The sequence below is a fragment of the Marinobacter sp. MIT930201 genome, assembly GCF_047122665.1.
Taxonomy (GTDB): domain Bacteria; phylum Pseudomonadota; class Gammaproteobacteria; order Pseudomonadales; family Oleiphilaceae; genus Marinobacter; species Marinobacter salarius.
In genome coordinates, this window is sequence record NZ_CP138916.1 from 767,759 (window position 1) to 788,896 (window position 21,138).

Consider the following 21,138-nt stretch of genomic DNA (forward strand, 5'->3'; position numbering starts at 1 on the left):
GCGGGCTTGCGGGGTGGCATCTGTATTTTTCTTGAAAAAGAACTCGCTTCGCTCGGACATCTTTTTCTGGCGAAAAATCCAGATACCACCCCGCGCCGAGCTGACCACGGAGGGTTCGCGAAGGCCTTCTCGACCTGGATATTCCTGAGCTGCACGTCGATAGGGGGTTGGGGGTATTTTTTCTGGCAAGGAAAAAGATGTCTGAGCAAAGCGAGTTCTTTTTCCAGAAGAAAAAATACCCCCATCCCCCGTATCCGCCCGCCCCCCCTCAGGCTACAAAAGAATGTGAGTAAGCCCCCCACAGTCCACCATCGGATCATCGCAGTTCACGATGATATCCGCCCGGTTAAGAACGTAGCTCTTGCCGGTGATGGTATTCTCAACCACCTGATGTTCCCCTTCCTGGCGCACGCCTGTGAACTCACCGATAAACCCGGTTTCACGCAGGGAGACGGTTTCCAGGCGGTCGCCCGGGCTGATTTTGCCCTCGTAGTTCATTAACGCAAGCCGTGCTGAAGTACCCGTGCCGGTGGTGCTGCGGCAGATAACGCCGGGATGCACATAGGTGGCCGACCGGGAGCGATACGAATGATCCGACAATTGTTCAACCGGCCCCATGAAATGGAGGAAGGGCAAGGGCCCGACATCACCCAGCGTGTAGTGGGAGAAACCGCGCTCAGCCTGGATAGCCTCTACTATATGATAGGCGCATTCGCTGAGTTTGCGTTCTTCATCCAGGGTCAGGGAAAACCCAAGGCTCGTCGCGTCCACCAGGGCGTAGAAACCACCACTGTAGGCCACGCTGTAGGATACGTCACCGATCGAGGGCACGTGGATGCTGGCCTGGTAGGTGTCGATGTAACTGGGCAGCCCGCCGCAGGTAATGGCTTCTACAACACCGTCCCGAACAAGGGCGTCAATGTGGACCAGGCCCGCTGGCGCTTCCAGAGCGAAACTCTGCCACCCTTCCCGCTTGGCGACAATGCCACTCTCCAGAACGGCCGTGGCGGTACAGATGGTGTTGGAACCGGAGTAAATCGGATATCCCATCACTTCCATGATGATATAACCGGCGACTGCCTCGGGGTCTGTGGGCGGCACCAGCAGGTCCACGGACATTTCCGGGATGCCGTAGGGCTCTTCCAGTAGTAGAGTGCGAAGGCCATCTGCCTTGTCCCGCAGGTATTCCATCTGGGCGCGCACGGTGTCCCCCGGAAGCGGGCAGATCCCGCCAGTTACTATCCGGCTCACATCCCCGCCGGCGTGGGTGTCCATCAGTTGCAGTTTGAGTTCGGGACGCATTAGGACTTCTCCAGGGCAAACGGGGCGCCATGCTCGGCCCATTGGGCATCCGGGACGATTACGATTTTGCCCAGGTAGTTGCTGTTGCGGTTGACGAAGTAGCGTTCGGCTTCGTGCAACTCTGACAGTCTGAAAGCGGCGTGCAGCACCGGCTTCAGTTGGCCGCTGCGAATCCAGGCCACCAGTTGTTCGGCTTCCTCCCGGGTGCCGTGTGACACGCCGAACACCTGCACCTGATACAGGTAAATCCGTGTCCACATGATTTCACTGACGTTTCCGGCGCTGGCGCCAGCGATGCTGAGCCTTGGGTAATCATTGCGGCTGTTCATGTCGAAGATCATGGTGTCGATAAACTGATCGGTCATCTCGCCACCGGCCAGGTCCATCACGGCGTCTATCGGCCGCCCCCCAGTGACGGACCGCACCTGATCCGTGAAGTTGTCCATGTCGGAACGGTCCAGCACGGCTTCGGCGCCCAGCTTGAGCAGAGGGTCGGCCTTATCACGCTGGCTCAGCGCATAGGGAATCGCCCCCATGATGCGGCAAAGCTGGATAAGGGCGGTGCCAACACCACCACTGGCACCGGTCACAAGGATGTGCTCGCCCGCTTTTACCCGTGCGGATGTGAGCATGTGCAAGGCGGTCTGATAGGAGCACATGCCCATAGCGGCAAGTTCGGCATCGGCCAGGCCGGCATTCTCGACATGGTGAAACTGGTCGGAAGGCACAGCAATATATTCCGCGAACCCACCATCGGCGCCGTGGCCGTAGTAGTCCGGGGTCAGGTTGATATCCCGGCGCTCGTCCGCGTAGAGGTTAAAGTCCAGCAGGCCTCGTTGGCCGATCCGCGTATCCTCAACACCCTGCCCCACGGCGACGATACGCCCAACAACGTCCGCGCCTTGAACTCTTGGGAACGTCAGCGTGGCTGAGCCTCCCATCTGGAAGGAGGTTACGTCGCCTTTATCCTTGGTGGGGTAAAGACCCTCCCGGGCTTTGCGGTCGGTGTTGTTCTTGGCGGTGGCGGTGACCTGGACGAGCACCTCTCCCGCACCAGGGGTGGGGATGGGCACGTCTTCGGTGTATTCCAGTTTCTCGACGCCACCGTGGCCGGTGAGCAGCATGGCTTTCATGGTCTTCTGGATCATGGGCGTTCTGCTCCTGCTTTGCTGGATATCAGGTCAGGATAGGCCAGATTCCCAGCAGTGTCAGGGCCCCCTGGCCGCTTTTACCGGGCAATAACCTTGTAAATCGGCCGCAGTTTCGGGATTTGTTTGAGGACCACCTGAATGATGGTCATCAGGGGGACCGCCAGCAACACGCCAACCGGGCCCCACAACCAGCCCCAGAAGAAGATGGACACGAAGATGACGACGGGATTGATCGCCATGCGGAAACCGTGGATCCAGGGCTCTATGAAAAACCCGACGGTAGAGGTAAGAGCCAAATAGCCGAGCGGGGCAATGGCCATCATCCAGAGCGTGTCGAGGCTGGTGGCGGACACGACTGCCAGCAGGATGATGGTCAGAATGACACCAAGGTACGGGATGAATCTGGCCAAGCCGGCAACGAGCCCCCAGACGGCTGGGTCCGGAAGACCCACTGCCCAGCAGATGAGCCCGGTGGTGATGCCAACCAGCAGGTTACTGAGACTGAGTACCGCCAGATACTGGGCGATCTGTTGCTGGGAATCGCGGGCAATCTGGAGCACGTTGCGGCGCTGTCGCTTCGGGAGTTGTCGCACAAAGTTGAGGATGATGCGGTCACCACCCACGAGCAGGAAATAGGTCAGGGCCAGCGCAAGTGCGAGGCCGGCTGCACCGTTGCGCGCCTTGGTTAATAGCTGGTTGCGCCACGAGTCGGTTTTAAGCACGACAGTGTTGGTTGTGGTCTTCTCGTCTTTGGATAGTTCGTCCATCGACTCTTCCACTTTCTTTGCCGATTCGTTGACCTTATCAATCTGGCTTTTTATGCCGCTCTCACCCATGAGCAGTCGAGAGATACCCTGTGGTGCCTGCTGTGCCCACTCCAGCGCAGGCGTTGCAACGGCTGCCCCAACACCCGCCAGACCAGCGATCACCACGATCATCAATACCAGAGAGCTCAACACCCTTGGAATCCCGGCTTTGTCATAGGCTTTTTTGACAAGGGGAAACAGCAAAAGGCTGGTCAGGACCGCCAGGACAATTGGCAGGACAATCTGGTGGGCGACGTAGAGGGTATAGAGTATCCCGAGCGCAAAGATGCCATTCAGTGGTGTCGCGAGATCTGAGCGTGCGGGTTGTTCGTTATCGTTGTTCATGCGGGTCCATGCACCTTGTCGGGCTGTATTGGGGGTATGATAACTGATGCACCACGAGGCTCAGTGTACCTGTCGCTCGGCTGTCATTCAGCCCTTTTGGGCCAACGCTCGGTCATTGCCACCACGTCACTTTTGTTGTAACACATAACCGGATACCCTGATGAAAACCGTCTCTGAAGAGTTCATACATGGCGAACTACAAGATTGAAATTGACGAAACCTTTGATGTGCCGCGCAACCGTGTGTTTGCACTGTTTGCGGATCATGAGCGCTTCGGGAAGCTGTTGGGAGCACCAGTGAAGCGCATTCGCGACAGCGACCAGGCCGACCCCAACGGCCTTGGGTCCATCCGCAAGATCGGCATCGGCCCCATCGGCCTTGAAGAGACCGTCATTACCTTCGAGCCGGGGTTGCTTATTGAGTACACCATTTCCAGCATGAGCCCCATCCGCAACCATATCGGTCGCATCCGCTTCGACGATGCCGCCAATGGCAGGACTCGCGTCCAGTACACCATTTCCTTTGACGACATCGTGCCGTTCACCGGCAAACTGGTCAGCTCCGCTCTTGATCAGGGGATCCGTAAGGGCATCCGCAGGGTGCCCAAGTTGGCGTAAGCAACTGAAGAACTCGTTGCTGGGCGGGGGTATTGTGGCAGGTTGATAATGATCAATCTTCGGTTGCGGCACGCTCCCGCCAGTGGCGGGCCAGTTGCGGATCTGCCCTGGTACCAATGCCCGCTTCATAGGCCTTTGCCACTTCGGACATGCTCAGCTTGTCGCCAGCCTCCGCTGCCCTCAGATACCACTCGAAAGCCTTCGAATCGCTCTGTGCCGTGCCTTGCCCGGCTGCGTGCATATTGCCCAGGTTATACATACCCTGCCGACTCCCCGCTTCGGCAAGCGCCTGGTAACGTTCGAACGCCAGATCGTACTGGCCCATCTTGTAGACGGCATAGGCCTCCAGGACCTGGATCATCTCCCGAGCCACGCCCATCTGCTGATCCGGCTCGGCACTGTTTGCCACTGTCGGAGCTCCGGTGAACAGCAGCAAACTCACGGCTGCAATGAGCGATGTTCGAACGGACCTCATGGCAATCTCCGCGTTCGGTGATAATGGCGATGTTCCGACCGTAACACGAACACATTCTGCGGTACCTGACCGGAAAGTTCTGAAACCCTGGCACTTTGGTACCATGGAAGAGCCGTCGACAACCTCGATAAATAAGGCTGTCACCGGCCTGTGTAGTCGAGTAAAATCCGCACTTTTGAAAATGAAATTGAGGCAGCGTAATGGGCAGAGCCTATCAAAACCGCAAAGACTCCATGGCCAAAACGGCCGCCGCCAAAACCAAGGTCTACAGTAAGTACGGCCGCGAAATCTATGTGTGCGCCAAGTCCGGCGGCCCGGACCCGGATGCAAACCTCAGCCTGCGTGGCCTGATCGACCGTGCCAAGAAAGATCAGGTGCCCGCGCACGTCATTGAGAAGGCCATCGAGAAAGCCCGGGGTGGCGCTGGTGAGGATTTCTCCCCTGCTCGCTATGAAGGATTCGGCCCCGGCAACTGCATGGCCATCGTGGATTGCCTGACCGACAACCCCAACCGTACCTTCGGCGACGTACGCCTGGCGTTTACCAAGACCAAATGCAAGATCGGCACCCAGGGCAGCGTCAGCCATATGTTCGATCACTGCGCCATTCTCGGCTTCAAGGGCGACGACGAGGAAGCGGCTCTGGAAGCACTGATGATGGCGGATGTGGATGTCACTGACATTGAGCACGAAGAGGGTATGATTACTGTGTTCGCGCCCCACACCGAATACGCCAAGGCGCGACAGGCACTGCAGGAAGCGTTTGAAGGCCTGGAGTTTGACGTAGACGAGATCCAGTTCCTGCCCCAGACCACCACCACTGTCGAAGGCGACGACATTGAGCTGTTCGAGAAGTTTATGGACATGCTGAACGACCTCGATGACGTCCAGAATGTTTACCACAACGCAGTCATCGCAGACTGACGGGAGCAACACCTTGGCCAGGGTCGTCATACTCAAAACAGGTAATACCTACCCGTCCCTTCTGGAGTCGTTCGGGGATTTCGATAACTGGTTTTTGGCCGGGCTGGATCCGGAGCTCGACCTTCACGTAGTCGATGTTACGGTTGACGACCTACCGGGCAAACCCGGGAATTGGGACGGGATCGTGGTGACGGGATCACCGGCCATGGTCAGCGACCGGGCGCCCTGGAGTGAGTGCACTGCCGCGTGGCTGGCTGAGGCAGTGACGGAAGAGGTGCCAGTTCTGGGGGTCTGCTATGGCCATCAGCTGCTGGCCCACGCTCTGGGTGGTGAAGCGGGTTATCATCCACGTGGCCGGGAAACCGGCACCCATCAGGTAGAGTTGCTGGACGCTGCGATGGATGACCCTCTGTTTAAGGGGTTGCCCCAAACATTTCCGGCGCAATTGACGCATCGGCAATCCGTACTCAGGTTGCCGGAGAATGCCGTTCTCCTGGGCCGAAACGAGTTCGAACCGCACCAGGCCTTTCGTGTGGGCCGCTGCGCCTGGGGTATCCAGTTCCACCCGGAATTCTCAGCAGAGGTGATGCGGGCCTACCTCAAGGTGCAGGCACCCGATCTGGAAAAGGAAGGGCTCGATGCCAAGGCTCTGATTGAGAATGTGATCGACGCGCCCAACGCCACGTCCCTGCTCGGTCGGTTCTCCCGACTCGTGCTCAACGGCCTGCCAGTGGACCACTAATCCAGTATGTAGGCGGTTTTCTCCAGCGCATTTTCCTCTTCGTCAATGAAGCGGAATTCGTTCCAGCCAATGCGAACCAGGTCGTTACTGTTCAGGCGCTGGCGTCGGTCAATCCGCAGTTCGTTCACAAACGTTCCGTTGGTGCTGTTCTGGTCGGTGATGTAATAGTCCACCGTACCCTCCAGATAGGCATTGGGCACCGCCTCGATCAGCGCATGATGGCCACTGACCGAAATCTCGTCGATGCGAATATCGTTATCGCCACGCCTGCCGACATGAATCTCCGGCTGCTCCAGCTCAAAAGTGGTCACCACAACGTTGTCCACCAGTTGGGAAAGTGACGCCATACAGGCCTCCTCCATTAATTAAGAATCAACAGTACAACGGACACATTGTCGGCCGCCTCGTTATCCAGGCTCGCATCCACCAGCGCCCGGACCTTATCGTCGGGTGTTTCGCACGTAGACATCAGCGACAGCCATTGGTCCTCCGGCAAAGCCCCCGTAAGGCCATCGGAACAGAGCAGTAAGGAATCTCCAGCTGCCATCCGCACGCGGCGGAAGCTGGCAATGGCCGTTGAGGCGCCAAGCGCCCGTGTCAGCACATTACGAAAAGGCACATGGGGCACGTCATCAGGGCGGATGCTGCCGTCATCCAGCATGTTCTGTACCACGGTGTCATCCCGGGTCTGGCATGCCAGCTCTCGCCCTTGAACGAGATAGCAGCGGGAATCCCCCAGGTGGGCAAGGTGAGCCTCACCGTCAATCACCCACGCCATCACCAGCGTGGTCCCCATTTTTGCCAGGTCTGCATCGGCAGCCCTTTGATCGGCAATTCGCTCACTGGCCAGGTTGATCGCAAACTGTATGGCGTCGTCCGGCTCCTCCGGCACACCTTCATCCGGCGACAACCAGGGCACCAGCACTTCCATCACCGTGTCTACGGCTATACGGCTGGCCACTTCCCCGCCGTGGTAACCGCCCATGCCATCGGCAACCACAAGCAGCACCTGCCGGTTATCCTCGCTGACCCGCCAGTCAATAGCGTCCTGGTTGGCTGTACGCAACGCCCCTACATCCGTTATGCCAGCCACCTGGGGATTCATCACGATGCTTCCTCCCTTGCCTCACGGCTCGCCTGTCTTCGCAACGCTTCCGCCATGGTGGCGGCACTCAGGAAGCGCTTGTCAGGCTCCCGTTGTATGGCTTTATTAATCAGACGGACAACACCGTTGGGGAGTTCCGGGTTGAACTCGCGGACACTCCGTGGGCGCTTGTTCAGAATCTGGTAGGTCAGGTTGGCCAGGGTATCACCCTGATAGGGTGTTTCCCCGCACACCAGTTTGTACAGCGTGATTCCCAGGCTGTAGGTATCGGTGGCGCCAGTCACTTTCTGGCCCTTGAGCTGCTCAGGGGACATATACAGTGGGCTGCCCATGACACTGCCGGTGCGAGTCCGGGAGTCGTCGGAGATCTTGGCTATGCCAAAATCGGTAATCTTGATCTCACCGTTGTCCGGGTTGAAGATGATGTTACCCGGTTTGATATCGCGATGAATGATCTTCTGGCGATGCGCGTAATCGAGGGCATCCGCCACCCGGGCGACGATATCCAGCACCTTCGCCAACGGCAGTAACCGCCCCGGCTTGCCAAATTCACTAAGCGGCCTGCCCTTGGCATAATCCATGGCGATAAACGCAAGGTCGGCCTCTTCCCCGACATCATACACGGTGACAATTGCCGGATGGCTGAGGCGGCCCGCCGCCTCGGCTTCCCGAAAGAAGCGTGATTTCAGGTCCCGCAGCTCGTTGTCCTCAAACGCCTGGTAACTGAGCGTCTTGATAGCCACGGTACGGGCAATCTTGGGGTCCTTGCCGAGATAGACCACGCCCATGGCGCCCCGCCCTATCTCGCGCTCGATCTCGTAGCGGCCCAGGGTGGGCCGGCTGACACTTTGCTCGGGCATGACCAGGGTTCGGGTACTGTCAAAGCCACCGGGAGAAACAACGGTTGCCTCGGTGGTCAGGCTCCCGAGTGCCGCCAGGCGTTTTTCCACGTCCCGATACTTTCGCTTCTGCTGAAGAATCTGCTGGTAGGTGGCTGACGCGCGGTCATACTGCCGCTTGCGCTCCTGCTGAATGGCGATGTCGTATTGCAATGCCAAGGTATCTTCGGTGGGCGGGCATTCAGCCAGCACCTCCAGCGCCTCTTCGGGCTGTCCCTGTTGCAGCAGCAGACGACCAAGCCGCGTGCGGGCTACGCGGACATTCTCCGACAAGGCGACGATATCCCGCCTCGGTTGCAGCCAGAACAGCATGATGACATAGCCGACCATCAGCAGGGTCACCACTTCACCCAATGGCAGCCAGGCGCTCTGATAGAACATGAACGCTGCTTGCAGAACCACCAGTGCCCCGGCAATCAGTAACAGCACCGGCAGCGCGACCGCTCCACCCATTCTGGGAACTGCAAGTACCAGGATGAGTGTCGACACCATCAACCCGGCACGAATCGCCAGCGCCGACCACTCTGGCTCGACGAGCCCCCGGGCCTGCAGCGCTATTGCGAAGGCGTCCGGTGTCATATCCACAACCCGAACAGCATCCCCAATACCCTCAGGGTTGCCAAGAGCGCTGAACAGCACCCGATCCAACCAGCCCAGCAGTGGCAGCGCGTCACCCACAAACACACAAGCCAACGCCAGCACAACAATGAGCAGGCGCAGACTGAACAGACGGGAACCAATAAAAGCCAGTGAATTCACAGGAATCGTTATCGTAAATGATTGATCCAGCAAGTTTAGAAAGTGAACGCCGGCAGCGATAGTTCCAGAAGAACGTTTTTTGTAAGTGTTTGTTTACCTGGGACCACGATCACGTCGCGACCATTATTAACCCAGGATGACAAGGGTGTAAGGACGGCACAGGTTCCGGTGCAGTATAGTTTCGTCTTTGGACCTTTTCCGTCAGGAAGTACGACGATGACAGTGAAGTTACTGATCGGCCTGGTTATTCTGACCATCACAACAACCGGTTTTTACCACACATTGAAGCCCCTGCCGCCGGGGATAGGTTACGAGGGCACAGTCCATCCTCTGACGAATGCCAGGCTTCTCACCGACAGGACCCTGCATTTCGGCAACGAGGAACCGCGGCTGGACCAGGAAATTTTCGACGAGGCCCTCAACATGATTTCGGCGGCTCGCCGTTTTGTTCTGGTGGATATGTTCCTCTTCAACGGCACCCGCGAGGAAGGCAGCCGTCAGCGGCCATTGGCAAGGGAGTTGACTGACGCCCTGCTCAAGCAACGCAAGGCGAATCCGGATGTGCGTATTGTCGTTATTTCCGATCCCATAAACACCGTATACGGTGGTACGGTCTCGCCCTACTTCCAGCAACTAAGGCAAGCAGGCATTCCGGTAATAGAAACCAGGTTGGAGCGCCTTCGTGACAGCAACCCCACCTGGTCCGGCCTGTGGCGCTTCTGTTGTCAGTGGATGGGCAACTCCGCGACCGGGGGCTGGCTGCCGAACGCACTCGGTGAGCAGCCGGTCACCCTGCGCAGTTACCTGGCCCTCCCCAACTTCAAGGCCAACCACCGCAAGGTTCTGATCACCGACAACGCAGAGGGCTTTAACGCCCTGGTGACCTCTGCCAACCCCCACGATGGCAGTAGCCGGCACAGCAACATCGGCCTGCGATTCGGAGGGCCAGCCGTGGCCGATTTGCTGCTCAGTGAGCGTGCCGTTCTGGCGATGTCCGGTGCAGACACCGAGGTGGTGGACGAAATGATCAGCAGCCTGCCTCAAGCCGCAGCCGGCATCGCTTCGCTCGATACCATCCAGGTCGTCACAGAATCGGCCATAAGGACAACCGCGAGAGACATCATTGGCACCGCAAAGGCAGGCGACAGGCTGGATCTGGCCATGTTCTATCTGTCGCACCGAACGTTACTGGAAGAACTGAAAGAAGCCCACGAACGCGGTGTCGAAGTGCGGATACTGTTAGACGCCAACAACGATGCTTTTGGCATGGAAAAAAGCGGCATACCCAACCGGCAGTCGGCCATGGAGCTTAATGGCGCCGGCATTACCGTACGTTGGTGCAACACCGAAGGTGAGCAGTGCCACAGTAAATTACTGATCAGGCGCGACAGCCACGGCAACGCTCAACTGCTGCTCGGCTCGGCCAACTTCACCCGCCGCAACCTTGACGACCTGAACCTTGAAACCAGCGTACTCGTGCGCTCCAACGTGCACTCAGAGATCGTGCGCAAAGCGGCCGGCTTCTTCGATGAGCAATGGAACCACGGCCCGGGCGAAACACCGGTAATGAGCCTGCCTTACAATGCCTGGGCCGATGAATCCCGGATACGGTATTGGCAATACAGGCTGATGGAGGCAACGGGACTGTCCACATTTTAAGTTTCCGTCACCATTAGGAACCTGGGACGCCGAAAACGCGTGCTACTATTAGGTCAGCTTGAATGTCGGATGTAGCCGTCGGCTACATCGCAGGCAGCAACCGGAAAGACCGCTTCTTGAACGAAAATAACAGGAGAGTGTAATGCAAACCCTGAGAAACCATCTGCGGTACGTATCGTTTGTCATGGCCATCATGATGGCTTTCGGCTCCGTTTGGGCATCGTCCGCCTCGGCGGGCATGGTTGGAACCGGTGAACTGCTGACCGAGCAACGCACGGATCTGGACCGCCAGTCACTGCTCAACATGCTTGAGCGGGATGAGGTAAAGGAGAAACTGGCGGAAATGGGCGTTAGTCAGGAGCAGGTTGAACAGCGCATACAGAACCTGACGCCGGAGGAGTTGTCGTCGTTTGAGCAACAGTTGGCGGAGGCTCCCGTTGGCGAGGGCGTTGTCGGGATCATCGTTCTGTTCCTGCTGGTGTTCATCATCACCGACATGCTGTGCGCCACCAATATCTTCCCGTTCATCAACTGCATCCGGTAGCGCAATAGCTCCGTGATCCGTCCTACCCAGTTGCACCTGCTGCGAGTCGTTGTCAGTCTCTTACTGGCAACGATTCTGGCGGGCTGCGCCAGCCGCCCCCAATGGCCCGATACCCCTGCCCTGAACACGGCCGGTGTTGACCAGCGGAAAGTGCTGGACCATGTTCCCTTCCACGCTCAGGAACTGTACCAGTGCGGCCCGGCGTCCCTGGCCATGATGCTCAACAGCCAGGGCCTGAACACCAACCCCGCCGTACTGAAGGAGTTGGTATACCTGCCTGCCCGCCAGGGCAGCCTGAAAGTTGAAATGGTGTCCGCCGCCCGATCCCATGGCTTACTGGTCTACCCGCTGGACGGTTCGCTCAAGAGCCTGTTGGAGGAGATAGCCTCTGGCCACCCGGTGCTGGTGATGCAGAATCTGCGATTCGATTGGTGGCCACAATGGCATTTTGCCGTGGCGATTGGTTACGACGCCAGCGACCGCTCCATCATCCTTCACACCGGCACCCAGGAGCGGCACGAGCAGGCACTGGAAGTGTTCATGGCCACATGGGACCGCGCAGACAATTGGGCCGCGGTCATCCTGCCGCCCGACCGACTACCTGCAACGGCGCAGCCCCTGCGCTATCTGACATCCGCCAACGACCTGGAAACCACCGGCAGGACCATCGCTGCCACTGAAGCCTATCGAACGGCCGAACAGGCCTGGCCAGACCAGCCGGCTGCCATCATGGGGCAGGGAAACATTGCCTGGCAACAGGGCCAGGTGGACCTGGCCGCGCAACATTTCCTGAGACTGACCGCCAAATTCCCGAACCTGGCCGCAGGCTGGAACAACCTGGCCCACGCACTGGCCACCCAAGGCTGTGCCACGGCATCAAGGACCGCAGCGAGCTGTGCCAGCGCCATCGATCCAGAGCGTTTCGACGGCAATGTCCAGAACGACAGCGACAGACCCCGTCCCGTCGAGTGCCCTGCACTGGACTGCCCTACCCCGATTCACTGAATCTTCTGGAACAGCGCGACGTCCTTGGCCGGAACCTCCAGGCGCCACCCATACCTCCGGGCCAACCAGGCCATAGTGAACTCCCGATAAAACACAACGTGGGTTGGGTCCCGCCGGTAATGCCAGTTGGCAAATAACTGGTCGTCTGTCTGGAAGCAGGTCATCACACCCAACCAGCCACCCGGTTTCAGCAGCCTGTCCAGCCGACGGAACGTATCCGCCGGGCGATGAAGGTGTTCCACCACCTCCGTGCAGGATACGAAATCATACTGGCGGTCCAGAACAGACGTTTCCGGATGAAAGAAGGGATCATAGAGCGACATGTCCATGCCCGCTTCCCGCAGTATCCCGGCCAGCGCCGGGCCGGGGCCACAGCCAAAGTCCAGGCCGCGTGCACCCGCTTCCAGCCTTTCGAGTAACGGCCTGGTCATCTTCGAAAGAAAGCGGCGATAGCCCTCATCTTCCGGATGATTGTCGTGAAGGTTGTAGATATCCCTTTCCCGGCGCTCGTCCAGCCAGCAAGACGAGTCCATGACTGTGGCCTCACAGGTTTCACAACGATAATACGGTATGCCTTTGATGGTCTGGAACGGCACCAGTGAGCGTGTTTCACACACCGGACAGGGCACTTTCAATGGGCGATCTCCTGCAAAATCTAACGAATGTTTCATTGTCATTTCCGGCCATCACACCAGAACCGTGACCGGTGAGCAAAATCGACCCGAGCAACCCTGCCTATACTGGGCCAAGACAGAGTAAACAACTGTGCGCTGAACGCGACAGTTCCAGTTCAATAAGGCTACCTCTCATGGAACGAACGGTGGAAACGTCCAGCCCGATGGCGCTCGAAGTGCCGCTGATCTCGGCACGCTACGCCCGACAGTTTATTCGGTTTATGGAGCGCAAGGGCGTTCGGCGCCACGCCATCCTTGGAGATACCGACATTTCCAGCGATATGCTGGACGATCCCGATGCGAGTCTTTCCATGGGGCAGGTCCGGCAACTGCTGGGCAAGGCGGAGTGGCTGATGGGCGACGAGAGGGCGGCCTTCCAGTTCGGCCAGCAACTGGACCTCCCGGCCCACGGATTACTTGGCTTCGCCGTGCTCGGCCAGGAAAACCCCCGGCGACTGATCAGCATGATTGTACAGTACTTGCGCGTGGGCCTGCCGCTGATGGACATGGACCTCAGTTCAACTGGATCCACTTTCAGGATACAACTGATCGACAATTGGGGCCTTGGCGACTTACGCCCCTGCCTCACCAAAATATATATGGGCAGCATCCATCGAATTTCATCCCAGGTGTGCAATCACTTCTGTTTTGAGTTCGATTTCGACTCGTCCCTGGAACCCGAGCAGTGGCGCAGCATTGCTGCCGACTGCGAATTTCGCTTCAACGCTCCGGCGAGCCAGGTCACCATGCCTTTGTCCGGCCGACCTGTTCGCAACGACGATACCGGCCTGGAATTCATCCTGGCCAACGCCCGCTCACGAGAGCGGGAACCGTCAGAACAGGCCGATGAAACCGTCATGCAGGTGCGGGAGATGATCATGAGCCAACCGGGCCGCCCCTGCACCATGGACAATCTTGCACGTCGGCTCGACATGAGTCCCCGCACCCTGCGACAGCACCTGTCGACCGCAGGCACCTCATTCAGAGTGCTCAGAAACGAGATACGTCAGAACTTTGCCACTCTGTACCTCACCGATACAGTCATCCCACTCGATTCCATTGCTGAGAAGCTGGGGTTCAGCGACCAGGCCGGTTTTACCAAAGCCTACCGCTCCTGGACGGGCCAGACGCCCGGTGATGTCCGCCGGCAGGCCCGCGACCGTAAATAGCTCTCATCCTCAAAGTGCTCTCGCTCCTGATAGCCCGCACTGAATGATTTTCGGGATTTGAAGGGCGTCACGAAATTGGAATTTCCCCGGCTCTCTCTCCGCTTTGAACAAAAACCTTGCCGGCCTTAGCAATGACCCGAACCGCTCGGCGACGGCCTAATGGCACTGCGTGGAGATAGTAACCTCCGCGCAGTCATAAAGGGACACATTGCAAGACCGATACAGCAGTCCTCATCGGTGATTTCTGCATACCCACACAACAAAGATTGAAACCCTAGAGGACGAACTCATGAAACTCAGGAATCCCAACAAAAGCGTCCGCACGCTCGGTACTGCGATAGCAGCCGCGGCGCTTATGACCGGTGGTGGCAATGCCTTTGCCGAACCGGTGTCACTGGAACTGGAATTCACCTGCCCGTTCCCGTTGATTGGCGAACAGCCCATTCGAGCGCAAATCAGTGCCGATGTACCCACCCAGGCAACCGTGGGGCAACCCACACCAGAGTTCACGGTGGATGCCCTGACAACGGTGAATGAAGATTCCAGGCTGGGCCTCAAGCTGGTGGGTTCCGCCACCATTGAAGGCACCGCCACCAATGAAACCATTGTTGTCACGCCGAGCCGTGAGATTGACCTGACGGTACCGCTGACCATTCCCCAGTCGCCCATTCCCGATGAAACCGGCGAATTTACCGTTCCGGCTCAGGGCACTTCCCCGGCCATCACCTTCACCGAGGATGATGTTGGCGAGGCGGTCATTAGCATCGGTGGCCTTACACTCGACATGATCGCCCGTGTTGAGAACGGCGATATTGCGCCTGCGCCCATCGGCGAATTTACCTCCGAGTGTGTTCAGAACGCCGGCCAGGACAACATTCTGCAGACCGTGCAGGTGGTTCCCGACGAGCAGTTTGAACCCCGTATCGCGGTCAGCCCGGAAAACATCGACTTCGGCAACGTGCAGGCCGGCACCACCGCGGAAGAGGTGGTTACCATTTCCAACACCGGCCAGGCAGAACTTGGCATTAACAACATCAGCCTTGGTGGTGCGGACGCAGCAGCGTTCACCCAGACCAACAGCTGTACCACTGTTGCTGCCGGCGAAAGCTGCGACGTCAACGTCACCTATATCCCCGATGGCGAAGGTGACCAGAGCGCTACTCTGAGCATTGAATCCGGCGACGCCGAGAACCCTGTGGTGGACGTACCGCTGACAGGTACCAGCGTGCTCGCGCCCGTTCCGGAAATCAGCGTTACGCCTGCTGACGTCAGCTTTGGCTCGGTGATGCTCGGTGAAACTGCCACCGCACAGGTCACCATTGCCAACGAAGGCAACGCATCGCTGATGATCAACGCCATTGAGATCGCCGGTACCAACAGCAGCGATTTCACCCAAACCAACGACTGCACAACCGTGGCACAGGATGGAAGCTGTACCGTTGAAATCAGCTTCATGCCGTCTGCCGCCGGTGGACGCAGTGCGACGCTCAACATTGCCTCTGACGACCCTGAAACCCCGGACGTCTCCGTGGCCCTGAGTGGTCAGGGTAACGATGGCAGCGACGACGTGCTCGAGGTGCTTCTGGATCTGGAAGGACAGACCGACATCAACGCTTCCGGAAGCTCTCTGCCTCTCTCAGGCAGCATTGCAACGCAACTGGAGCTGGCAACCGGTATGTTCGAAGCAGATCTTGCGCTTGACCCCACCCAAGGACAATTCAAGATCCCGCTGCTGTTCAAGAGCTTGACGGCCAACGCGAAAGTGACGTTCGAACAGGCTGACATGACAACGGGCACGCTGATAGACGGCAACCTGACGGCCAACTCCTCGCTGTATGTGGAAGTACCGAAGGTAACCGTACGCCTGTTCGGCCTGGAAATTCCGGTAGGTGGTGGCAAGGATTGCCGCACGGCGGATCCGGTCAACATCGAGCTGGCTTCGGTAGAAGGCACCAACTTCTCGCTGTCCGAGGGCGGCGATGTGACTGGCAACTACACACTGCCTCCCCTGCAGAACTGCGGTCCGCTGACCGACGTTCTCAACCAGTTCCTCGCCGGTCCGGACAATGGCATTGATCTGACATTGACCCCGAACCTCTGAGGGAAGTAAGGGAGGCCCCCAGAGGCCTCCCGGTTTGCCGGTAGCCGCACTTTCGGGTGCCGGCAAACCACCATAACAACACCAGGAAGGATGATAACAATGAAAAGCCTGAAGCAATCAGCGTTAGTGTTAGCCATCGCGGGCCTACCCCTGAGCGGGTATGCCGAACTCAAACCACTGCACGACGCCGACATGGGCCAGATTACCGGCCAGGCCGGCGTTACCATTGAACTCGAAACCCAGGTCACCATGGACGAGTTCACCTACACCGATGAAGGCACGCTGGGCATCAGCGACATCTTCATTGGCGGTGCGGATCGCATCGACATGTTCGAGGAATTCACCTCCGGGCGCGATGCCATTTTCGGCACCAGCAGTACGGATCTGATCGACAACATCAAAATTGAACTGGATGTCGCCGACGATGGCGATGCCATTATCAACGTATTCCCCATCACCGCACGGCCCGTGGACTTCGCCGTACGTACCGGCGCCTGGGAACTGCGGGGCAACGGCGGCGAGAGCACGTTGTTGGCGGACAACTTCTCTGCGGAGGGTCTTATACTCCAGGCCCAGGCAACCGTGGATACCGACACGGACACCCTCAACCTGACCACCCGGTTCGCCATCGATGAGCTGGAACTGGATGTGCCCTTCATGGCAGTGGGGATTCGTGACATGCGGATTACCGGCGCTGGTTACGATCCGGACAACCCTTCACTTCTGCCACTGTTCACACTGGTGGACATGGACATCTACAAGGATGCAAATGCGGCGGGTACCGACAGCCTGGCGATCGACATCAACACCTTTGAAGCCGATATGTCCATCGGCCAGGTGCTGGTGGGAGGCACCTCCATTGGTTCGGTGGGATTGGATGATCTTGCTATCCGCAACACCTCCATGCGGGTGTACGGGCACTGACACCCGGCATCGCTCTCCGGGCGCAAGCCCGGGGAGCCCCCAATCTCCGACCGGTCGCTACAACGCGCCAAAGAGCACCACCATCACGACCGCCAGGAACAGCAGAAACCAGGTGGCGTAACGGTTGGCCCGATCCTCTCCATGGGCAGACGCACTCTCCGGGGCATTTGCCGATTCGTATTCAGCGACCAGGGTACGAGCCAGGACGTAATCTTCATCCTCGACATGGACATTGGTAAATCCCGCGGCACCTATCTCGCCCATGGCCCCTTGCAGGTAATGACCGCCAACATGACACTCGATGCCTCTGGACTGCAGGAGGCCGGCGACGATATGGGCTTCGGCCAGATCTCGGGCGCGATACGCTATTTGCATTGGCAGGCTCCGGTCACTTCCAGGAATGTCTTAATTGAACCCTAGCCTGCTTCACGACATTCGTCGATTCTCGCGGGTTATTTTGGCAGTCGACCGGTCCTCTCCAGCCGTTCACCCACCCAGCGGTGATAAAGCTTTGCGAGTGCCGGGCGAATCACCGGTAAGCCAATCAGCCATGCCAGTGGCTTCAGCAACCACACCCGCAACATCAGCAAAATGTAGGCATCCAGTTCCCGATGAATGTTGCCCCGGCCATCTTCAACATGCAGTTCCTGAAGTGCTGCAACCGGGTCAATACCCAGCTGTTTCAACTCTTCGTCACGACCGGTGATATCAACCCACTCGACAGCGTCACCGGTTCGGCCCGCCAGCCGTTCATAAAATTTGCGATCCCTCACACAGCTTGGACAGGCGCCATCATAAAATACCCGAAGCCGATCTTCTGATGCGGTCATAGCCCTCTCCATTTGTTGCATCGCATTCACTTGATTACACGATAAAACAATGATTACTGTTATCAAAACAAACAGAAAATCGCCGCAAGGGACCAGGTGTAGCGACTATGACCATAGCCAGCCGTATCAACGCGCTTTACCAAACCGAGTCACGCCGGGTGCAGGCCACGCTCATTCGCCTGCTTGGCGACTTTGACTTGGCCGAGGAGTCCATGCAGGAGGCCTTCGCCGCTGCGGTGAAACAGTGGCCTGAACAGGGCATTCCTGACAATCCTGCGGCTTGGCTGATCAAAACCGGCCATCGACGCGGCATTGACCACATTCGCCGGCGACAGACCGCCCGGGATAACCTTTCCCGCGTCGCCGAGGACGAGCCCTACGCCCCAGAGCCGGACACCGACCACATTGATGACGACCTGCTGCGGCTGATTTTCACCTGTTGCCACCCAAGCCTTGCCATCGAGGCCCAACTGGCACTGACGTTGCGCGAGATATGCAGCCTTACCACCGAACAGGTCGCCAGCGCCCTGCTGCAGAAACCCACCACCACAGCGCAACGAATTGTCCGCGCCAAGCGCAAGATACGTGAAGCGAATATTCCCTACGAAGTTCCGGAACGAAAGGAGCTCCCTCAGCGCCTGCAGAGCGTCCTGAAGGTCGTCTACCTGATCTTCAACGAGGGTTATTCCTCCAGCGAAGGCAACACCGTCGTCAACATCAGCCTCGCTGGCGAGGCCATTCGCCTGGCCAAACTACTGGCCGAACTGTTGCCGGATGGGGAAGTCTTCGGCCTGTTGGCGCTGTTGCTCCTGCACGATTCACGGCAGCATGCGCGCCAGGACGCGAATGGCGAACTGATAACCCTGGAGGACCAGAACCGTACCCTCTGGGACCAGGAGCAGATTCGCTCCGGACTGGCCTGGCTCGCCCGAGCCCTGGAACTGACACCAGCGGCACCCTATACCCTTCAGGCTTCCATCGCCGCCGCCCACGCCAAGGCCGCCACCGCTTCGGATACCGACTGGGCCCGTATCGCCAGGCTATATCAGGCTCTCTATCAACGTCAGCCATCCCCGGTCATTGCCCTGAACCACGCCGTGGCGGTGGCCATGCGAGACACACCGGAGGAAGGCCTGAAGCTGCTCGACCAGTTGGCCGGCCACAAAGCCATCCAGAGTTACTACCTCTATCACGCCGCACGCGCCGATCTCTTTCGCCGTTCAGGCGACCTCGCAGGCGCCCGCACTGCTTATCAGAGAGCATTGACCCTCACGCAACAGGGGCCGGAACAACGCTACCTGAGCCGACGGCTGACGGCTCTCGACAGCGCGTGATAAAAAATTTTCCCGGGCTGTCGATTCAGCCACCTTCCGTACGACATACAGATAACCACACGCAAAAAGGGAGATTCACATGAAGTACGTGGCTCTGGTGTACTACCAGGAAAGCATCATCAACAACATGACGGAACAGGAGTGGCACGACCTCAACCAGGAGTGTATTGCCGGCGTGGAGAAGCTCACCAGTCAGGGCAAGTTTGTAACCGGCCAACCTCTGCAGCCCATCGACACGGCTACAACGGTGAGAGTCAGGGACGACGAGGTGCTGATCTCAGACGGCCCGTTTGCCGAAACCAAGGAACAACTGGCGGGCTTCTACCTGCTGGATGCCAACGACCTGAACGAGGCTCTGCAACTCGCGAGCCGTATCCCCCCTGCGCGCTTTGGCAGCATTGAAGTCAGGCCCGCGCGCGAACTTCCTCCCAAGGACTGATACCAGGAGATTCAACATGACGTATGTCGACGGATTTGTAGCGGCGGTCCCCACCGCCAACAAAGAGCAATACATCAAACACGCCAGCGATGCGGCCGTGGTGTTCAAGGATCACGGCGCCCTCAAACTGGTGGAATGCTGGGGTGACGATGTGCCCGACGGCGAGGTCACATCGTTCCCCATGGCGGTGAAGTGCAAGCCCGATGAGACGGTGGTGTTTTCCTGGATACTCTGGCCCTCACGCGAGGCCCGGAACAGGGGCATGCCAAAAGTGATGGAAGACCCCCGTATCCAGGCGGATGTAAATCCCATGCCCTTCGATGGGAAACGCCTCATTTATGGCGGATTTGAAACGGTTGTGGACGAGTAGTCTACCCCAGCCGTTTCAACGCGTTCTCGATGGGCGACACCACCAAGCCAGGTTCGACAGCAGCTTAAAACCTGAAGTAAACTTGAGGTCAACAAGTCCAGCGATTGGAGTTGGCTATGGTGAGCATAGAAAACGGAGAAATTAAAACCGCTCTGAGCGTCGGCGAGGTTGCTGAGCGCAGTGGAGTCGCAGTCTCAGCCATACACTTCTATGAGAAGAAAGGACTGATCGACAGCTGGCGCAATGCCGGAAACCAGCGACGTTTCCATCGGGGCGTGTTGCGTCGGATCGCCGTTATCAAAGTAGCGCAACGGCTTGGCATTCCGTTGTCGGAGATCGGCGAAACCCTGGCAACCCTGCCAACCGACCGCACCGTGACATCCCAAGACTGGCAGCGGCTCTCCGAGCAATGGAAGTCCGATCTGAATCACCGCATAGAGTTACTGGTCGGACTTCGGGATCAACTCACAAGCTGCATCGGCTGCGGCTGCCTGTCCATCGACGCCTGCCGGCTACGCAATCCCTGGGACGAGCTTGGCGATGAAGGCCCCGGCGCGAGATTGCTCGATAGCGACGCTCCCGAGAAATAGACGTTATCAAGGCTGCTTTCCGCTCTCTGTAGCAGGTTTTTCCGATTCATGTCCCACACAGCACTCCTCCTTGAGAAACCCGGTCAGTGCTTCCAGTAGTTCGAAATTTGGCAAGCAGGTAATAACACGGCTGTGCTTCACCTGCTTGATAAGACCCGCGTTGGCCATGCGCGACAGATGGTGAGAAAGAGTTGACCCGGGAATTCCAAGCTGGCGCTGCACATCGCCGACGGACGCGCCGTCGTGGCCCGCCTTCACCAGATACCTGAAAATCGACAGCCTGTGAGTATTTCCAAGCTCTGCGAGACACATAGCCGCTTCTTCATTTGTCATAGCCATCACTCTTAATTCGATAATTCTAGAAACTTACTTGAC

The 21,138-nt window shown here is 58.2% G+C and carries 24 protein-coding genes; 13 read left to right on the forward strand and 11 right to left on the reverse strand.

Going from position 1 to position 21,138, the window contains the following annotated elements; translation table 11 throughout:
* Positions 1 to 273: 273 nt before the first annotated feature.
* From SIC19_RS03560 to SIC19_RS03570, 3 genes are all read right to left on the reverse strand, one after another.
* A complete protein-coding gene (locus tag SIC19_RS03560) occupies positions 274 to 1,302 on the reverse strand; it encodes a proline racemase family protein (protein ID WP_127400821.1) in 1,029 nt (342 codons plus the stop codon).
* Positions 1,302 to 2,450: a zinc-binding dehydrogenase gene (locus SIC19_RS03565; protein ID WP_075195856.1), complete on the reverse strand. Its 1,149-nt coding sequence runs from the start codon at positions 2,448 to 2,450 to the stop codon at positions 1,302 to 1,304. Before SIC19_RS03565 ends, SIC19_RS03560 begins: the two co-directional genes overlap by 1 nt.
* An 80-nt stretch (positions 2,451 to 2,530) precedes the next feature.
* Positions 2,531 to 3,604 carry an AI-2E family transporter gene (locus SIC19_RS03570; protein ID WP_075195857.1) on the reverse strand — a complete coding sequence of 358 codons (1,074 nt, stop codon included), beginning with the start codon at positions 3,602 to 3,604 and terminating at the stop codon, positions 2,531 to 2,533.
* A 188-nt stretch (positions 3,605 to 3,792) separates the two neighbouring features.
* On the opposite strand from SIC19_RS03570, the gene SIC19_RS03575 reads away from it, so the two are divergent.
* Complete coding sequence (locus tag SIC19_RS03575) at positions 3,793 to 4,221, forward strand: SRPBCC family protein (protein WP_075195858.1); 429 nt, start codon at positions 3,793 to 3,795, stop codon at positions 4,219 to 4,221.
* 52 nt (positions 4,222 to 4,273) lie between these two features.
* Here SIC19_RS03575 and SIC19_RS03580 read toward each other — a convergent pair whose 3' ends face one another.
* Positions 4,274 to 4,696: a tetratricopeptide repeat protein gene (locus tag SIC19_RS03580; RefSeq protein ID WP_036204511.1), complete on the reverse strand. Its 423-nt coding sequence runs from the start codon at positions 4,694 to 4,696 to the stop codon at positions 4,274 to 4,276.
* Between the two features lie 200 nt (positions 4,697 to 4,896).
* Here SIC19_RS03580 and SIC19_RS03585 point away from each other — a divergent pair, with 200 nt between their 5' ends.
* A complete protein-coding gene (locus tag SIC19_RS03585; RefSeq protein WP_036204509.1) occupies positions 4,897 to 5,619 on the forward strand; it encodes a YebC/PmpR family DNA-binding transcriptional regulator in 723 nt (240 codons plus the stop codon).
* Between the two features lie 13 nt (positions 5,620 to 5,632).
* Complete coding sequence (locus SIC19_RS03590) at positions 5,633 to 6,361, forward strand: glutamine amidotransferase (protein WP_226909880.1); 729 nt, start codon at positions 5,633 to 5,635, stop codon at positions 6,359 to 6,361.
* On the opposite strand, the gene SIC19_RS03595 is transcribed toward SIC19_RS03590, so the two are convergent.
* From SIC19_RS03595 to SIC19_RS03605, 3 genes are read right to left on the reverse strand one after another with little or no spacing between them, the layout of a single operon-like run.
* A complete protein-coding gene (locus tag SIC19_RS03595) occupies positions 6,358 to 6,708 on the reverse strand; it encodes an FHA domain-containing protein (protein WP_075195860.1) in 351 nt (116 codons plus the stop codon). The genes SIC19_RS03590 and SIC19_RS03595 overlap by 4 nt on opposite strands.
* 14 nt (positions 6,709 to 6,722) lie before the next feature.
* Complete coding sequence (locus tag SIC19_RS03600; protein ID WP_075195861.1) at positions 6,723 to 7,466, reverse strand: PP2C family protein-serine/threonine phosphatase; 744 nt, start codon at positions 7,464 to 7,466, stop codon at positions 6,723 to 6,725.
* Entirely contained in the window at positions 7,466 to 9,124 is a 1,659-nt protein-coding gene (locus SIC19_RS03605; protein WP_036204500.1) for a serine/threonine-protein kinase, read from the reverse strand. Before SIC19_RS03605 ends, SIC19_RS03600 begins: the two co-directional genes overlap by 1 nt.
* 216 nt (positions 9,125 to 9,340) lie before the next feature.
* On the opposite strand from SIC19_RS03605, the gene SIC19_RS03610 reads away from it, so the two are divergent.
* From SIC19_RS03610 to SIC19_RS03620, 3 genes are all read left to right on the forward strand, one after another.
* Entirely contained in the window at positions 9,341 to 10,783 is a 1,443-nt protein-coding gene (locus SIC19_RS03610) for a phospholipase D-like domain-containing protein (RefSeq protein ID WP_075195862.1), read from the forward strand.
* A gap of 142 nt (positions 10,784 to 10,925) precedes the next feature.
* Positions 10,926 to 11,327, forward strand: coding sequence for a PA2779 family protein (locus SIC19_RS03615; RefSeq protein ID WP_075195863.1), 402 nt, complete (start codon positions 10,926 to 10,928; stop codon positions 11,325 to 11,327).
* Positions 11,328 to 11,339: 12 nt separating this feature from the next.
* Positions 11,340 to 12,332 (forward strand): PA2778 family cysteine peptidase, encoded by a 993-nt coding sequence (locus SIC19_RS03620; protein WP_075195864.1) that lies wholly within the window; start codon positions 11,340 to 11,342, stop codon positions 12,330 to 12,332.
* Here the strand turns inward: SIC19_RS03620 and SIC19_RS03625 are convergent.
* On the reverse strand, positions 12,326 to 13,003 hold the full coding sequence (locus SIC19_RS03625) for a class I SAM-dependent methyltransferase (RefSeq protein ID WP_075195865.1): 678 nt from the start codon (positions 13,001 to 13,003) through the stop codon (positions 12,326 to 12,328). The two genes, SIC19_RS03620 and SIC19_RS03625, sit on opposite strands and share 7 nt — an antisense overlap.
* Positions 13,004 to 13,140: 137 nt before the next feature.
* Between SIC19_RS03625 and SIC19_RS03630 the strand changes: the two genes are divergently transcribed.
* The 3 genes from SIC19_RS03630 to SIC19_RS03640 all read left to right on the forward strand — a co-directional run bounded on the left by SIC19_RS03630 (position 13,141) and on the right by SIC19_RS03640 (position 17,200).
* Positions 13,141 to 14,175 carry an AraC family transcriptional regulator gene (locus SIC19_RS03630; protein ID WP_174447640.1) on the forward strand — a complete coding sequence of 345 codons (1,035 nt, stop codon included), beginning with the start codon at positions 13,141 to 13,143 and terminating at the stop codon, positions 14,173 to 14,175.
* A 289-nt stretch (positions 14,176 to 14,464) separates the two neighbouring features.
* Entirely contained in the window at positions 14,465 to 16,276 is a 1,812-nt protein-coding gene (locus SIC19_RS03635; RefSeq protein WP_127400820.1) for a choice-of-anchor D domain-containing protein, read from the forward strand.
* 99 nt (positions 16,277 to 16,375) lie between these two features.
* Positions 16,376 to 17,200 carry a DUF6160 family protein gene (locus tag SIC19_RS03640; RefSeq protein WP_007151916.1) on the forward strand — a complete coding sequence of 275 codons (825 nt, stop codon included), beginning with the start codon at positions 16,376 to 16,378 and terminating at the stop codon, positions 17,198 to 17,200.
* Between the two features lie 57 nt (positions 17,201 to 17,257).
* On the opposite strand, the gene SIC19_RS03645 is transcribed toward SIC19_RS03640, so the two are convergent.
* Both SIC19_RS03645 and SIC19_RS03650 read right to left on the reverse strand, forming a co-directional pair.
* Positions 17,258 to 17,575 (reverse strand): DUF2007 domain-containing protein, encoded by a 318-nt coding sequence (locus tag SIC19_RS03645; RefSeq protein WP_036204490.1) that lies wholly within the window; start codon positions 17,573 to 17,575, stop codon positions 17,258 to 17,260.
* 77 nt (positions 17,576 to 17,652) lie between these two features.
* Positions 17,653 to 18,030, reverse strand: coding sequence for a thiol-disulfide oxidoreductase DCC family protein (locus SIC19_RS03650; RefSeq protein ID WP_075195868.1), 378 nt, complete (start codon positions 18,028 to 18,030; stop codon positions 17,653 to 17,655).
* Positions 18,031 to 18,137: 107 nt separating this feature from the next.
* Here SIC19_RS03650 and SIC19_RS03655 point away from each other — a divergent pair, with 107 nt between their 5' ends.
* The 4 genes from SIC19_RS03655 to soxR all read left to right on the forward strand — a co-directional run bounded on the left by SIC19_RS03655 (position 18,138) and on the right by soxR (position 20,763).
* Positions 18,138 to 19,364 (forward strand): RNA polymerase sigma factor, encoded by a 1,227-nt coding sequence (locus SIC19_RS03655; protein ID WP_127400819.1) that lies wholly within the window; start codon positions 18,138 to 18,140, stop codon positions 19,362 to 19,364.
* A gap of 79 nt (positions 19,365 to 19,443) precedes the next feature.
* Positions 19,444 to 19,803 carry a YciI family protein gene (locus SIC19_RS03660; RefSeq protein WP_007151921.1) on the forward strand — a complete coding sequence of 120 codons (360 nt, stop codon included), beginning with the start codon at positions 19,444 to 19,446 and terminating at the stop codon, positions 19,801 to 19,803.
* A gap of 16 nt (positions 19,804 to 19,819) precedes the next feature.
* Positions 19,820 to 20,173 carry a DUF1428 domain-containing protein gene (locus tag SIC19_RS03665; protein WP_036204482.1) on the forward strand — a complete coding sequence of 118 codons (354 nt, stop codon included), beginning with the start codon at positions 19,820 to 19,822 and terminating at the stop codon, positions 20,171 to 20,173.
* Between the two features lie 116 nt (positions 20,174 to 20,289).
* Positions 20,290 to 20,763 carry a redox-sensitive transcriptional activator SoxR gene (gene soxR / locus SIC19_RS03670; RefSeq protein WP_051946623.1) on the forward strand — a complete coding sequence of 158 codons (474 nt, stop codon included), beginning with the start codon at positions 20,290 to 20,292 and terminating at the stop codon, positions 20,761 to 20,763.
* A gap of 6 nt (positions 20,764 to 20,769) precedes the next feature.
* Here the strand turns inward: soxR and SIC19_RS03675 are convergent, their stop codons facing one another.
* Positions 20,770 to 21,096 (reverse strand): ArsR/SmtB family transcription factor, encoded by a 327-nt coding sequence (locus tag SIC19_RS03675; RefSeq protein WP_036204480.1) that lies wholly within the window; start codon positions 21,094 to 21,096, stop codon positions 20,770 to 20,772.
* Positions 21,097 to 21,138: the final 42 nt, after the last annotated feature.

Coding starts and splice junctions, on each gene's coding strand:
- SIC19_RS03560 (WP_127400821.1), bottom strand. CDS start 1,302: ATGCGTCCCGAACTCAAACTGCAACTGATGGACACCCACGCCGGCGGG.
- SIC19_RS03565 (WP_075195856.1), bottom strand. CDS start 2,450: ATGATCCAGAAGACCATGAAAGCCATGCTGCTCACCGGCCACGGTGGC.
- SIC19_RS03570 (WP_075195857.1), bottom strand. CDS start 3,604: ATGAACAACGATAACGAACAACCCGCACGCTCAGATCTCGCGACACCA.
- SIC19_RS03575 (WP_075195858.1), top strand. CDS start 3,793: ATGGCGAACTACAAGATTGAAATTGACGAAACCTTTGATGTGCCGCGC.
- SIC19_RS03580 (WP_036204511.1), bottom strand. CDS start 4,696: ATGAGGTCCGTTCGAACATCGCTCATTGCAGCCGTGAGTTTGCTGCTG.
- SIC19_RS03585 (WP_036204509.1), top strand. CDS start 4,897: ATGGGCAGAGCCTATCAAAACCGCAAAGACTCCATGGCCAAAACGGCC.
- SIC19_RS03595 (WP_075195860.1), bottom strand. CDS start 6,708: ATGGCGTCACTTTCCCAACTGGTGGACAACGTTGTGGTGACCACTTTT.
- SIC19_RS03600 (WP_075195861.1), bottom strand. CDS start 7,466: ATGAATCCCCAGGTGGCTGGCATAACGGATGTAGGGGCGTTGCGTACA.
- SIC19_RS03610 (WP_075195862.1), top strand. CDS start 9,341: ATGACAGTGAAGTTACTGATCGGCCTGGTTATTCTGACCATCACAACA.
- SIC19_RS03615 (WP_075195863.1), top strand. CDS start 10,926: ATGCAAACCCTGAGAAACCATCTGCGGTACGTATCGTTTGTCATGGCC.
- SIC19_RS03625 (WP_075195865.1), bottom strand. CDS start 13,003: ATGAAACATTCGTTAGATTTTGCAGGAGATCGCCCATTGAAAGTGCCC.
- SIC19_RS03630 (WP_174447640.1), top strand. CDS start 13,141: ATGGAACGAACGGTGGAAACGTCCAGCCCGATGGCGCTCGAAGTGCCG.
- SIC19_RS03635 (WP_127400820.1), top strand. CDS start 14,465: ATGAAACTCAGGAATCCCAACAAAAGCGTCCGCACGCTCGGTACTGCG.
- SIC19_RS03640 (WP_007151916.1), top strand. CDS start 16,376: ATGAAAAGCCTGAAGCAATCAGCGTTAGTGTTAGCCATCGCGGGCCTA.
- SIC19_RS03645 (WP_036204490.1), bottom strand. CDS start 17,575: ATGCAAATAGCGTATCGCGCCCGAGATCTGGCCGAAGCCCATATCGTC.
- SIC19_RS03650 (WP_075195868.1), bottom strand. CDS start 18,030: ATGACCGCATCAGAAGATCGGCTTCGGGTATTTTATGATGGCGCCTGT.
- SIC19_RS03655 (WP_127400819.1), top strand. CDS start 18,138: ATGACCATAGCCAGCCGTATCAACGCGCTTTACCAAACCGAGTCACGC.
- SIC19_RS03660 (WP_007151921.1), top strand. CDS start 19,444: ATGAAGTACGTGGCTCTGGTGTACTACCAGGAAAGCATCATCAACAAC.
- SIC19_RS03665 (WP_036204482.1), top strand. CDS start 19,820: ATGACGTATGTCGACGGATTTGTAGCGGCGGTCCCCACCGCCAACAAA.
- soxR (WP_051946623.1), top strand. CDS start 20,290: ATGGTGAGCATAGAAAACGGAGAAATTAAAACCGCTCTGAGCGTCGGC.
- SIC19_RS03675 (WP_036204480.1), bottom strand. CDS start 21,096: ATGACAAATGAAGAAGCGGCTATGTGTCTCGCAGAGCTTGGAAATACT.